12 protein-coding genes and 1 other RNA gene are annotated in these 12858 nt (G+C 58.0%); 12 read left to right on the forward strand and 1 reads right to left on the reverse strand.

The features are described from left to right. Window positions 1-36: 36 nt before the first annotated feature. On the reverse strand, window positions 37-1317 hold the full coding sequence (locus AC5S27_RS17620; RefSeq protein ID WP_493935875.1) for an amidohydrolase family protein: 1281 nt from the start codon (window positions 1315-1317) through the stop codon (window positions 37-39). 118 nt (window positions 1318-1435) lie between these two features. On the opposite strand from AC5S27_RS17620, the gene AC5S27_RS17625 reads away from it, so the two are divergent. The 12 genes from AC5S27_RS17625 to AC5S27_RS17680 all read left to right on the forward strand — a co-directional run bounded on the left by AC5S27_RS17625 (window position 1436) and on the right by AC5S27_RS17680 (window position 11699). Next, entirely contained in the window at window positions 1436-2146 is a 711-nt protein-coding gene (locus AC5S27_RS17625) for a DapH/DapD/GlmU-related protein (RefSeq protein ID WP_493935876.1), read from the forward strand. A gap of 207 nt (window positions 2147-2353) precedes the next feature. Beyond that, window positions 2354-3460, forward strand: a complete 1107-nt coding sequence (locus AC5S27_RS17630) for an HD domain-containing phosphohydrolase (protein ID WP_493935877.1) — start codon at window positions 2354-2356, stop codon at window positions 3458-3460. Window positions 3461-3529: 69 nt separating this feature from the next. Then, window positions 3530-3808 (forward strand): 4a-hydroxytetrahydrobiopterin dehydratase, encoded by a 279-nt coding sequence (locus tag AC5S27_RS17635; RefSeq protein ID WP_493935878.1) that lies wholly within the window; start codon window positions 3530-3532, stop codon window positions 3806-3808. A gap of 602 nt (window positions 3809-4410) precedes the next feature. Next, the gene (locus AC5S27_RS17640; protein WP_493935879.1) at window positions 4411-4863 is read left to right on the forward strand and encodes a PCYCGC motif-containing (lipo)protein; all 453 of its coding nucleotides are present in this window, start codon (window positions 4411-4413) and stop codon (window positions 4861-4863) included. Window positions 4864-4938: 75 nt separating this feature from the next. Further along, a complete protein-coding gene (locus tag AC5S27_RS17645) occupies window positions 4939-5394 on the forward strand; it encodes a cupin domain-containing protein (RefSeq protein WP_493935880.1) in 456 nt (151 codons plus the stop codon). Between the two features lie 82 nt (window positions 5395-5476). Beyond that, window positions 5477-5825: a transfer-messenger RNA gene (gene ssrA / locus AC5S27_RS17650) on the forward strand. Between the two features lie 143 nt (window positions 5826-5968). Next, entirely contained in the window at window positions 5969-7324 is a 1356-nt protein-coding gene (locus tag AC5S27_RS17655) for a tyrosine-type recombinase/integrase (protein WP_493935881.1), read from the forward strand. A 153-nt stretch (window positions 7325-7477) separates the two neighbouring features. Beyond that, on the forward strand, window positions 7478-7753 hold the full coding sequence (locus AC5S27_RS17660; protein WP_493935882.1) for a hypothetical protein: 276 nt from the start codon (window positions 7478-7480) through the stop codon (window positions 7751-7753). A gap of 322 nt (window positions 7754-8075) precedes the next feature. After that, window positions 8076-8996 carry an AAA family ATPase gene (locus AC5S27_RS17665; protein WP_493935883.1) on the forward strand — a complete coding sequence of 307 codons (921 nt, stop codon included), beginning with the start codon at window positions 8076-8078 and terminating at the stop codon, window positions 8994-8996. After that, window positions 8993-9475: a lytic transglycosylase domain-containing protein gene (locus AC5S27_RS17670; protein ID WP_493935884.1), complete on the forward strand. Its 483-nt coding sequence runs from the start codon at window positions 8993-8995 to the stop codon at window positions 9473-9475. Before AC5S27_RS17665 ends, AC5S27_RS17670 begins: the two co-directional genes overlap by 4 nt. Next, on the forward strand, window positions 9472-10428 hold the full coding sequence (locus AC5S27_RS17675; RefSeq protein WP_493935885.1) for a hypothetical protein: 957 nt from the start codon (window positions 9472-9474) through the stop codon (window positions 10426-10428). Before AC5S27_RS17670 ends, AC5S27_RS17675 begins: the two co-directional genes overlap by 4 nt. A 17-nt stretch (window positions 10429-10445) precedes the next feature. Beyond that, a complete protein-coding gene (locus AC5S27_RS17680; RefSeq protein ID WP_493935886.1) occupies window positions 10446-11699 on the forward strand; it encodes a TrbI/VirB10 family protein in 1254 nt (417 codons plus the stop codon). Window positions 11700-12858: the final 1159 nt, after the last annotated feature.

Consider the following 12858-nt stretch of genomic DNA (forward strand, 5'->3'; position numbering starts at 1 on the left):
CTGAGCATGAGAGCCGCGCCTTCGGGTGCGGCTCTTTTATTTGCGCTGGTAAATCACCCGGCCCGAACGGATCGTAGTCCGCACCTTCGCAAACAGAGAAGCATCCTGAGCGGGGTCGCCATCTAGGATGGTCAGATCAGCCAGCTTTCCCGCAGCAATGGTTCCCTTCTGATCCGAAACGGCGAAGCGGCTCGCCGGGTTGACGGTCAGCATGGCCAGAATGTCCATCGGAGAAAGTCCGCTCTTGACCAGTTCTGCAAACTCATCATCGGTCGAGTAGTCGTGCATGTACCCAACGTCGGTCCCGAAGATCAGCTGCCCGCCCAACTCGTGAAACTGGCGCACCTCGGCGTCAATCGGATCAAGGTAGCTGCGCTTCTTCGTCACCGTTGTCCCGAACATCTTGAGCGTAGGAATCATCGCCATCTTGTGCTCGACGATGCTCTGCAGAAATGCGCGATCAATGCCCTCCGGCGTGTCCGGCGCATGCGCCAGCACATCCACGCCGCTATCGCGTGCGACCTTGGTCCCGGCGAAATCAGACGGATGGCTGAAGACCAACTTTCCCTCCTTATGCGACTCCTCCACCGCGGCGCGGGCGATCCCGAGCGGCATCGGCAACACCGTGCCCCGTTCGACGTAGGAGCCGGTGAAAAGCTTGGTGATGTCCGCGCCATTCTCGATATTCCGTTTGACGATCTTCGCCGCCTGGTCCGGAGTCTCCGGCTCCGGCATGAGCATCTGGATCCACTTCGGCGCGCTCTCCCTGATGTAAAACGGAATTCCGTGAGGCGGATACAGCGCAGCCTCTGCCGTGTAGATATACGGCCCGTCCAGATCCCCGCTCTCAATCCGGCGTCGCAGCGGAATCGTGTCGACCATGTTCGATCCCGTATCGACCACCGTCGTAAACCCTCGGCTGGTCAGCATGTCTTCCAGCTGCGGATTCAGATCGGCCGTCGACTTGAATTCCGCCAGCGACCACTTCCCTTCGGTGAAATGCACGTGCGCATTCCAGAATCCCGCCGCCACTGTGCAACCGTTGCACGAGATCAGCTGAGTTCCCGCCGGAACGGGGACATCTGCTCCGACAGAGGCAATTCGCCCATCCTGAATGAGGATCGTCCCGTCCGGAATCACCTGGGCGGTCGGCGAAGTGTAGATGCGGGCATGCTGAATCGCCAGGGTTCCCTTCGCCAGCACCAGAGGCGGATGCTTTACCCGGAGCGGATAAACAGCGAACAGGTAGAAGAAACCACCAAAGAGTACGACGACAATGATGAGGATGCGTAACAGCTTTCGGAGCCAACCGGGCATAGTTTCTTCCTTGCGTGCATTCTACAAACAACGGTGTGGTGGAGGGCCTCCGGTCCAGTTCCATTGACGCATCGAGTTGCCCGGCTTAGTTTCGTAAGAGTGGTCGGAGGAAATACAAGTGAGCCGGATATCGGAACTGGTGGCAGCAGACGCAGCAGCGAGAGCAGAAACAGCAGAAAAACTGATGGAACAGGGCGTCACCATCTATAGCCCCGAGAGCTGCCGGATTGATGCCGATGTAGAGATCGGCCCGAACACCGTCATCGAACCGAACGTGCAGATTCTCGGCGGCTCACGCATCGGTTCCGACTGCTTTATCCGCTCCGGCAGCGTGATCGAAAACTCCATCCTCGCCGACCGCGTCCTCATCCGCCAATACTGCATCATCACCGATTCCACTGTAGCCAACGAGGCCAAGATCGGCCCCTTCGCACATCTCCGCCCCGGCAGCGAAATCGGTGAAGACGCCCACATCGGCAACTTCGTCGAGACCAAGAAAGCCAAGCTGGGCAAGGGCGCCAAAGCTGGCCACCTCGCCTACCTGGGCGATGCCGAAGTAGGCGCGGGCACGAACATCGGTGCGGGTGTGATCACCTGCAACTACGACGGTGTGAACAAGCACAGGACCAGCATCGGCGAGGGTGCTTTCATCGGCAGTGACTCCACCCTGGTCGCCCCGATCACGATCGGCGACGGCGCATACATCGGAGCCGGTTCCTGCATCACGCGCGAGGTGCCGGCCAATGCCCTCGCAGTAGGCCGGAGCCGTCAGTTCACCAAAGAGGGTTGGGCCATTGCCCGGCGAGCGAAGCAGAAAGAAGGGTGCTGACTCAAGCACTCCATTGGTACGTCGGTACTCTACAGAAAGCCCTTGCGGTGGTATATCAAGTAACAGGGGTTATGTAACTGTCGTTTGATAGCTCCCGGATGGAAGCGTGTTCAGATTCCAGGGCCAAATACTGGAACACGAAAACTTTACTGTTCAAATGTGCGTAATAATGATGTTCTGTTAGGCATGGGCGGATACGGAGGAGCGATGGGGGCACCGGCGCGGATTCTGATCGTAGATGACGAGCCCCACGTACGCTCGATGCTAGGCGCTACGCTCGATCGCATGAATTACCACACCGTCCTCGCCGCCGGCTGCGTGGAAGCCTTTGACCTGATCGACCGTCAGCACTTTGACCTCGTCCTCACCGACATGGTCATGCGCGACGGTAACGGCATCGCCCTGTTGGACCGCCTGCACATTGACCAGCCGCATACTCCGCTGGTTATGGTCACCGCTATTCAAGACATCAGCGTAGCTATCAGCGCCATGCGCAAAGGCGCCTACGATTACCTGCTCAAGCCCTTTGAGCGGGACCAGCTTCTGGCCACCGTTCGCCGCGCACTGGACCATCGCAAGACCCTCCGCGAAAACCAGAACTACCAGCAGAATCTCGAACAGATCGTCCAGGCCCGCACCGAGCTGCTGCACCAGGCCATCGTGGACCTCGAACGCTCCTATGACATCACACTCGAAGCCCTAGGCGACGCGCTCGACCTGAAAGACTCAGAAACCGAAGGCCACTCCAAGCGCGTCACTGCCTACACCATCGCGCTGGCACGGGCCATGGGCGTCGGATCGGACGGCATCAAGGTCATCGCCCGCGGAGCTTTTCTGCACGACATCGGCAAAATGGCCATCCCCGACGCCATCCTGCGCAAGCCCGGCAAGCTGACACCCGCCGAACAGGAGTTGATGCGCGAACACTGCGAACGCGGCTACAACATCCTGCGGAAAATTCCCTTCCTGCACGAGGCCTCCGAGATCGTCTACGCGCACCAGGAGCACTACGACGGCAGCGGCTACCCCCGCAAGCTGCGCGGCAACGCTATCCCCATCGGTGCCCGCATCTTCGCCATCGCAGACACTTTGGACGCAATTACCAGCGACCGCCCTTACCGCGGCGCTAAAAGCTTCGACGTCGCCCGGCAAGAGATCCTGCGCTGCTCAGGGACCCAGTTCGACCCCGCCGTGGTTGAAGTCTTCCTTAAGATCCCCAACGAGCTCTGGATAGAATTGCGCACCGAGATCACCGGGGCCACCCCTCCCTTTGCAAGCCTGGAATCCGCTCCATTCGCCACTCCGGGAAGGTAAAGCCGCATCCAAATCAATACATCTGCTGCTGATTCGCAGCGCAATCAGGCCACGTGCCGGGAGACTTCCATGTCCGTACTGTCATCCACCGAGATCGATCAGCATTTAGCGACTATCCCAGATTGGCAACTAAAGAATGGTGAACTGGATCGCACGTTTACCTTCGGAGACTTCCGCGAGGCGATGAGCTTCGTAAATTCAGTAGCAGGGCTGGCGGAACGCGCCGGACACCACCCTGATATCGATGTCCGCTACAACAAGGTGCATTTAGCACTCTCCAGCCACGATGCAGGCGGAATCACGGAAAAGGATTTTTCCCTCGCCACTGCGATCGGAAAGATTCTCTAGAACAGCCCTGCTAGCCGCGCTTCGGCTAGAATTCGTCGAATTCCGTGTCTTGCACGTCGAGATTGGAAGATTCCGGTCCTTGGATTTCGGAAGGACTTATGGGATTCTGGAGTTTCGCAAGCGTTTTGCGATGCCACCATGTCACCGCTAATCCTCCCGCCAGAGCGGAAGCAGCCGCGAGCAGCCCCAATCCCAGGAGTCCCCTGGGTTCCACTTGGCTCTCCGGTTCGGGTACGTAACCCTCATTTCTACCATTGCTTACCAATTCCATACTCCGGGCGGATGCGACCGCTTGACAACCGTTTACAACCTCATTTTATCGAGTCGGGAGCTTCAAGAACGTGTTCACTATGTGACACTCTATCGTGGGAATATTTTGATTTTGGTATTTGCATTCAAGCGAATCTATAGTAAGGTGTAGATATTGCTGGTGGAGATGGCAGTGAGTCTCCCATTTCTCTCTAGCAAGTAAGTTGCGTCACTGGCCTCCCGCCACGAACAGATTACCGTTCGTGGCGCCTTTTTTTTTGCGCCGGTAACGCTCCCGATTCCCTCCGCCGCTTGTCTTAGAATGAAGACACAGAAGTAGACGAGGTAAAGCAATGCAGATTCGCAGCACGCGCCGCTGGGCAGTAGCACTTGTCATGGCCGCAGCAACCGCCATAAGCTACGCGCAGTGGTCTAACCCTGCCGACGACATTCCCGCCTATCACCCATCCGCGCCGCTGAAAGTCGCTTCCCTGCCCCCCATTCTAAGCGGCTCCAAGCTGACCGGCGACAACTTCCGCTACCCGTGGCAGGCGCACGTCTACCAGCAGGCAGCAAAGGTGTCGAACGTCCTCTATCAGCTGCCGTGCAACTGCCGCTGCGACCGCGCCCTTGGCCATACCAGCCTGCGCAGCTGCTTCGAAGGCCTGCACGGCACCGAATGCTCCACCTGCGCCAAGGAAGGCGTCTACGCCTACCAGCAGACCAAGCTCGGCAAAACGCCAGCACAGATCCGCTCCGGCATCATCCACAAGGATTACGAGTCGATCCCGCTGGAAAGCCAGTAAGCGCGAAATCAGCCCGATCCCAGAACAGCCAAGGCCCATCGCCTTGGCTGTTCCATTTAGATTATGCTTTCCCGCATGCCAACTCGCCGCGAACTCGTTCTATCTCTGCCAGCGCTCGCCATGATCGGCGAAGCAGTCGCCTCACTCTCCCAAACCTCCGCAACTTCGCCCAAAGACGAACTTGCCCATTCGAAGGTTTTCGGCATCCGCGGCCTTGCGACCAGCGATAGCCCATACGGCGCCTTCCAGCACGTCGCCACCGGTAAACTCCCCACCGGCGAGCAGATCGAAATCCACAACACCACGCTCAACCCGGGCGCGATGCCCCACCCGGCGCATCGCCACGCCCATACCGAATTCATGATGATCCGCGAAGGCCAGCTCTCCTGGATCCTCGGCGAAGAGTCCTTCACCGCCGGCCCCGGCGACATCCTCTACGCCCGCTCCATGGAACTGCACGGCCTGAAAAACATCGGTCCGACCGTCGCCCGCTACGCCGTCATCGCCATCGGCAACGACGCCGGCAAGTAGCAGCGCATGCGATGAACGAAAACAGCGTACAATAGCTGAATGCAGCAGGCACCTTAGGGTCCGGCTGATGTCACCAAAAGATGGGGGCGTCACGGTTTCGACGGGATTGCAAGCGGCAGAGAGGCATGCCGGGGGGTGGGCACCCGTAATCGCTTACAAAAACACAATTGCCAACAACAATCTGGCACTTGCAGCTTAATTAAATAGGCTGCCGTCCTCCTCATCTTCGCCTGTGGGCTGAGAGCGGGCGTCGCACAGCAGGCTGGTTGTCACCGCTCGGTCCGTGTGGTGGCCATAAGATCATCGGACTAGCTTCTTTCGTTTCTTGTCTATTCTGAGCGGGTGGAGCGAATTTACTGAATAGACTACGCATGGAGTCTCTCGGCTGACTACAATTTCGGACGCGGGTTCGACTCCCGCCGCCTCCACCACATCCAAGTCCTTTCCTACGAATAAGTTAGCTAAGATGGGCAAAATTCGAGCGGATTTTTGTACGTAATTTGTACGGAGCCGATTTTGGTTTTGACCCACTTCCGCCATCCCAGCACAATCGGAGCCGAAGTGGGAGGCCCCATTGTTGCTTTCTGTTTTCACCCGTCATTCGAACGATTGCAAATACGTAGGCGACCGGACCTACCGCCGCTGCAACTGCCCTAAGTGGATCGGCGGCCAGGTCAACCGCGATTACTTCCGCAAGAGCGCCGGCACCCGGCAATGGGGAGAGGCCGAGGAGCTAAGGCTTAAACTCGAGGACGCTCTTCTCAAAGGGCTACCTCCATTTGGACCGTCACGACCGGATACGTTGGGGTTGGTGGCGTTTCCAAAGGTTGAATCTCCAGCGCTGGAAGCTACTCCCGTCGAGGTACTGCCTCCCACACCAAAGAAGCCGCGGGTAACCGTCGACTCAGCCGTCGACGCCTATCTCACCGACGCGCACTCGAGGGGTCTCAGCGAAGACACGATCCGTAAGCTCGAAACTATCTTTCGCAAACAGTTCCTTTCCTGGTGCACGGTCGAAGGCCTCATCTTCCTCGATGAGATCGACCTTGATGCATTGCTCCGCTTCCGCAGCACTTGGAAGGATGCCCCTCTGGCTGGCCAGAAAAAGCAGAACCGGGTCATCGGTTTCTTCTGGGCCTGTATGAGACGCCGCTATATCCAAGAGAATCCCGTCCTAGGACTTGGCAAGATCAAGGTGATCCACGTTCCAACTGACTACTTCCCCCGAGAAGAGTTCGAGAAGATTTTGGATGCGACCTCCCGGTGCGGCGACAAACGCGGCGGGAACGTGTCGGTTGACGATAATCGGACCAGGCTCCGCGCCATGACCCTCCTGATGCGTTGGAGCGGGCTGCGCATCCGGGACGCGGTCACACTGGAGCGACATCGGCTTCAAGGCGATAGCCTCATGCTCTATCAGGCGAAAACCGGGACGCCAGTCTACGTCCCGCTCCCATCCTTCGTCATTGCGGCCCTAGATAACCTCCCGCCCGGTCCAAAGCCAAATCCGCGTTACTTCTTCTGGAGCGGCAATGGGAAGCCGAAGAGTGCGGTCGCCGATTGGCAGCGCAGCTACCGCCGCCTCTTCAAACTGGTCAATCTGACGAAGGCCGACGGATCTCCGAAACGCTGTCATCCCCACATGTTCCGTGACACATTTGCAGTCGAGATGCTGTTGGCGGGCGTTCCGATCGATCAGGTCTCCCTCCTGCTCGGCCATGCTTCGGTCAAAATCACGGAAAAGAGCTACTCCCCGTTCGTAAAGGCGAGACAGATTCAGTTGCAGGATAGCGTCCGGAGTGCATGGCAGATCGGATTGCCCGCCACGCCGGGGCCGGATACAAATCCGCCGAATCCCGCACCTTCGACGAAAACTCGGGCAGGGTTGCAATTGATCCGCAATCCGAAGGGTTCGCAAGCGACAGCGTGACCGGCGCCTCCAGTGTCGCTTGCCGCGAAGAATGGCTGATTTGACCGAGTATTTGAGCTGACTTAGAAGAGCTGTGTGCAATCTCTGTTGATCGAAAGCATCAGACTCCAGTTCATCGCTTGAGAAGCCAAATCCAAATGAGGGGAAAATCGAATGGAACTCCACTACGAATCGCAGTTCGATTCAAGCCTTCCGAGAAGCCAGTCGGCAGTGACAGGTGTGCCGGCGCTGGAGAGACACTACACGGTCGCTGAGCTATCGAAGCTTTGGTTCTTCAGCGAAAACACGATAAGAAGGCTGTTCAACACGGAGCCAGGCGTCATCAAGATCGCTCGCCAAAGGAACAGATTCAAGAGGGGCTACACCTCACTGAGAATTCCAGAGCGAATCGCTTTACGCGTCCACAGACGAATGCAGGGGATTTCCTGAAAGGGTCATCTGAGGAGACTGAACCAGAGCCATTCTTGGTCTATAGCAAGAGTGGCCAGTTTTCATGCCTCTCGGCATGACCATAGTCGACGAACTTGACCGAAATGGTCCACCATTTCATGCTCGGATTTCGCTGGCTCCACGCTTGGTCTCAGTGTCAAGTGGAGAAACCCAGTTGACGTCGTATTGCAAGTTACGGCGACTTGGACGCTTCTTTCACTGAAAGAACGGCTTCCGGCCAGACGCGGGGCGCGGTTGCTTGAGAAGTGCGGGCCATTTCGAGGAACCCATTGGGGGAAAGACTGTTTGGAGGATAGATACGATGTTTGATTCGCTCGATGAACTCTCAGTCAAGCTTTGCGAGACGGGCTACTTCATCGATCCCGTGATGACCCAGGTAGTCTTTCTGGCCGCGAAGCTTCAGAAGCCTTTGCTGCTCGAAGGGCCGGCAGGCTCCGGAAAGACCCAATTGGCCCTATCGGTAGCCGCTGCGGGCAAGACTCACGTCGAGCGCCTCCAGTGCTATCGCGGCGTCAGCGAGGACAAGGCCATCGGCCGGTTCGACGAGGGCCTGCAACGGCTCTACATGGAGTTCTCGAAAGGCCAGCATGAGAACTGGCAGAGCGTGCAGGCGAACCTCAAAGGGCGCGACTTCTTTCGCCCCGGTCCGCTGATGCGGGCGCTCGAATGCGAACGGCCATGCGTCCTGCTGATTGACGAGTTGGACAAGGTGGACGACGGATTTGAGGCGATGCTTTTGGAAATCCTCTCCGCCTGGCAGCTCTCGATTCCTGAGTTCGGTACCGTCGCAGCGAAGAGCATCCCTTTCGTTGTGCTGACCAGCAACGAGGAGCGCAGACTCGGCGACCCCATTCGAAGGCGGAGCCTTTACGTTCGCGTCGAGCATCCGACCCCGGAGCGCGAAGCGGAGATCATCGCCAGTCGCACACCGAAGGCCGATGAGAAGTTCCACCGGGAGATGGCGGGGATCGCACTTTCGTTCCGCAACTATTCCCTTGAGAAGCCCCCTTCGGTCTCGGAGATGATCGATTTTGCGAACGCACTTCAACTGCTCGGAACCGATCACGTAACCGAGGAGCACCGCGACGTTCTGCTGCCGTTCCTGGCGAAAACCGAGAAAGATCGCAGGCATCTCCTGTTGCGCGAAGGATTCAAGAGTCTGCTCGACGACGGCGCACGATTTGCGCGGAGTCTGGCGCTCCCTGGAGGGTCCGCCTCATGATGCGACGCCTACTCCTACTATTGTTGTTTTTTGGCCGAGTCGCACCGGCCCAAGTCGATCCTGCGCCAGCGGGGCAATTTGTGCGGCAATACGCGGCTCACTACCGTGTCTCGCCCGAATTAGTCGCGGCGCTAATCGACGTCGAATCACGGTGGAATCCGCGAGCGGTATCAAGCAAGGGAGCGATGGGGTTGATGCAGCTTATGCCTGCTACCGCGCGGCGCTTCGGCGCTTTCAGACCCTTCGACGAGGAGCAGAACATTGCTGCGGGCACTCGCTACGTGACGGCGCTAATGTGGGAATTCCACGGGGATCTGCGCCTGGTCGTCGCGGCCTACTACGCGGGCGACCGTGGTATCGCCCGGGAGCTATTGAGCTATCACAACCCGGATGTTGTGTCTTATGTGCAGGCAGTCCGGCGGCAGTTCATGATTCGCAAACATGCGGCGATGAGGTCGCCGCGGAGGTCAACACCATGAAGCCTAGCTGGTTCATGCCCATCGCTCTCTTGCTTCCACTGAGTCTCAGCGCCACCGACACACAAGTTGGAGCGCGCGTTGCCACGATCACGATCAACCCGAAGGAGATCACCGTTCTGCACTTGCGGCCGGAGTTCGAGTCGACGATCCGCATGCCGGAAGAAGTGACATCCGTCATTCTCGGCGGTCCGGGCGAGTTCAAAGCCGAACACAACGAGGGAGAGCCCGAGTATGTCTTCGTCAAGCCCATCACGAAACAGGCGGCTCAGTCGAATCTCCTGATCGCGACGAAATCGGGTCAGCACGTGACGCTGGAGTTGGTCAGCGATGGTGCCAACGCTTCGAATCAATCGCAGCCAGTAGACTTCCTGATCGAGTACCGATCGGGTCGGAGCTTTCTGATCTCCTCAGACTCCGGGGCAGCGGCCACGCCAGCCGCGCCTAGCAAGGTCCCAGCGCGCGAAACGATGAGTGGAGACGTCGGCTCGCGGTCAGCGCCGCTTTCCAATCTCGATGACGAGTTCAGGCAGCAGCAGAAAGTGAATGCTCCCAAATGGACGAAATGGGAGGACAAGCAGATCGAGACATCTATCTGCGACATTCGCCAATGGAGCAACCAGACGGTGGTCGCTTACTCCGTCATGAACAGCTCGGATCAGCCTGTCGAGATCGTTCCGCCACAGATCCAGATCACCGGACGCAAGGCCACGAAGAAGAAAAAGAAAGAAGGCAAGGGCATCATCTCGGATCAGCTGGAGATCCGCGACTACCGGTTGAGCGCAACCAGGCTTGAGGCGGGAGAACGAGCCGACGGTGTCGTTGTCTTCGACAGGCCCAACTTCAAGGAGTCCACGGAAAAGCTGTTTCTGCAGATCGCACAGGCGGACCAGGTGGACCGTCCCATCTTGATTCGTCTGCCCTTCACCCCACCCATCTCCGGCAACGGGAAGTAGAGAGGAGCACAGAGGCCATGAGCGTCAACGACACCAACAAAAACGGAAGCATGCACAGCGTCATCGAGGAATCCGCTGAGCCCGTATCCGCGCAGGAGCCGATCCAGGCGCGGGAATCAACCGTCGTGAATGGAAGACGTGAGCCTGCGACAACCTTTGCGACACGAAGTGATGCAAAGGGCCCGGAAGGGATCGACAGGCAAAAACTTATCCTTCTCGGCAGCGGGCTGGCCGTTGCGGTTTTGTTCTTTGTGTTCACGGCCGTGGTCGGAAGATCTCCGAAGAAGCCGGCGTCGATTAAGCAGTCGTCTCAGCTGGCGAAGCAGGAGGTGACGAAGCCGCCCAAAGGAAGCGTGACGCCTCTGATGGATACGGTACGCGCTCCCGCTCCAGACAACAGCAGTGGGCAGCTTGGGCCGAGTGATATTCGGCGTACACGATCTCTGAACGACAACGGTCATTTCAAGCCGGTTGCGGCGAAGCCGTCAGCCGCCGCTTCGCTCGGCAGCGTACCGTTGTTCGCAGATACGCAACAGAAATGGGAGGATCCAGCGCCCTACGGCGGATCTCCCGCGGCGGAGACTTCGCAGGCACAGCAAAACAGCCTGAAGGAGCCTTCTATCATCTTCGTGAGGAGCGTGACACAGAACCCTGCCGGTTCCGTGTCGAAGGTCAATTCCGATGGTGACGGAGCAGCAACATTGGAGCTGACGCCGGGAACGCGTATTCAAGCCAAGCTTGAGACGCAGATATCGAGTGCTGTGCAGGCCCCGGTGGTAGCAGTGGTCGAGTACACGTATGCGGTCGGGGACAGAATCATCGTTCCCGCCGGCGCGCGCGTGTATGGCCAACTCCAGCAGGCCGATCGGAGCGGCCTTGTCAGCGTGAAGTTCGACGAAATCGAACTGCTCGATGGCGCGCGGGAGAAGATCGACGCGATTGGCACCGGGCTCGATCTGGGGCCGATCAAAGGGAATGTCTACGGGAAGAACACAGGCAAGAACTTCCTGGTGCGCGCCGTTTCAGGGATTGGTTCTGTTCTTGCCGAGGTGGCAGGCAACAATTCGAGCGGTGCATTCTCCGAGGACGATATGCTCCGGGAACGGCTGGCCGAGAATATCGGCACAGCTGGCGATTCCGAAGTCATGAGCCTCAATGCCAACAGCCGCGTTGTCGTCTCCGTTCCCGCCGATACGAAGATCTACGTGGTTTTCACCAAGCACGAGCAAAGGCCCTCCGAGCTTCACAAAGTAGTCGCTGCGGCCAAGTAGATTGCCGCGTATCAGATACTCCCTCTCTGCGCCCTGGCCCCGTGCCAGGGCGTTCTGTATGCAGGAACGAATCCTCTTCGCGGACACCGTATGAGGGATTGATGGCAGCGAGCACGGCACCATCGACCGCAAGACCGTCGTGTCCATTCTTTCTGAGCCTGTCGAGCTTTTCTAGCTTCGCGCGCTAGCTCCCCGGACGACAAGTGACGTTCGTTCTTGCAGAGGCCGCGCTTGGGCAAAGATCGGTCCGATTAACCCAGTGTGCGGTTGAGGCAAACTCCCGAAAATTGCTCAATTCTGGAGTCGAGTCAAAACCGCTCCCGTTCACCCACTGTGCGATTGGGCAAAGTTGGCTCCCGTTGGCCCGATTCGCGTTTGAGGAAAGATCGGTCCGTGTAACCCAGTGTGTGATTGAGGCATCCTCGATCCCGATTGCTCGATTTGGAAATGAGCAAACATCGACTCCGATGCCTCAGTGTGGAGTTGAGGCAAAATCGTGAGATGTGGGCAATAAACCTAGCCCTCGTGCAGACGCACGCATGAGTTTCATTCCGCCTTCAGGAACCTGTGCCTGATAGCGCCTATCAGGGGATCAAACCGAGCTTCCCGCAACGCTTGCAGATATAGGTATGCTCCCAGTTCCAGTAGAGGCGAGGATATATCTCGCGATTGTAGCGGGCTATCTTGCGAAAACTGGAGGCCATCCCTGCAAGCGAGACCAAAGAGAGGAACAAGATGACGGCAACGGTATTTGAGGACAATGCAGTTGTCGTTGGATGTTCCATAAGCGAGCTGAAACCGGCAATTGTCCACACAAAAAGAATAAGGGTTGCTGGTCCCCAGAGAACAAGGGGGCGGAGATAACCCCGCGGGATGGGCGGCGCGGCAGCTTGGGCAGAGTAGGACTGACTGGTCCCCGAATTGAACGTACCGGAGTATGCGCGTGTCCCCTGTTGGTAGAGAACGGGCGCAGCCACGATGTTCGTGGTTCCGCACTGGTCGCATTGGTAAGAATTCAACTGCGCTACGGATGCCATTCCGTTGTCCCTGACCTGGCGACAGCTTGCGACACCAGCCCCTTCGATTGAAATTCTAGCCCGTTGGTTCAATTTGGGCTAGAACCCCAAGATGGCGAAATGGCGATCGGTTCCTGGCTTGC

Source organism: Acidicapsa borealis (assembly GCF_059115245.1).

Excerpts from the sequence above, each read along its gene's own strand:
- AC5S27_RS17620 (WP_493935875.1), bottom strand. The coding sequence starts at position 1,317 with ATGCCCGGTTGGCTCCGAAAGCTGTTACGCATCCTCATCATTGTCGTC.
- AC5S27_RS17630 (WP_493935877.1), top strand. The coding sequence starts at position 2,354 with ATGGGGGCACCGGCGCGGATTCTGATCGTAGATGACGAGCCCCACGTA.
- AC5S27_RS17635 (WP_493935878.1), top strand. The coding sequence starts at position 3,530 with ATGTCCGTACTGTCATCCACCGAGATCGATCAGCATTTAGCGACTATC.
- AC5S27_RS17640 (WP_493935879.1), top strand. The coding sequence starts at position 4,411 with ATGCAGATTCGCAGCACGCGCCGCTGGGCAGTAGCACTTGTCATGGCC.
- AC5S27_RS17645 (WP_493935880.1), top strand. The coding sequence starts at position 4,939 with ATGCCAACTCGCCGCGAACTCGTTCTATCTCTGCCAGCGCTCGCCATG.
- AC5S27_RS17660 (WP_493935882.1), top strand. The coding sequence starts at position 7,478 with ATGGAACTCCACTACGAATCGCAGTTCGATTCAAGCCTTCCGAGAAGC.
- AC5S27_RS17665 (WP_493935883.1), top strand. The coding sequence starts at position 8,076 with ATGTTTGATTCGCTCGATGAACTCTCAGTCAAGCTTTGCGAGACGGGC.
- AC5S27_RS17670 (WP_493935884.1), top strand. The coding sequence starts at position 8,993 with ATGATGCGACGCCTACTCCTACTATTGTTGTTTTTTGGCCGAGTCGCA.
- AC5S27_RS17675 (WP_493935885.1), top strand. The coding sequence starts at position 9,472 with ATGAAGCCTAGCTGGTTCATGCCCATCGCTCTCTTGCTTCCACTGAGT.
- AC5S27_RS17680 (WP_493935886.1), top strand. The coding sequence starts at position 10,446 with ATGAGCGTCAACGACACCAACAAAAACGGAAGCATGCACAGCGTCATC.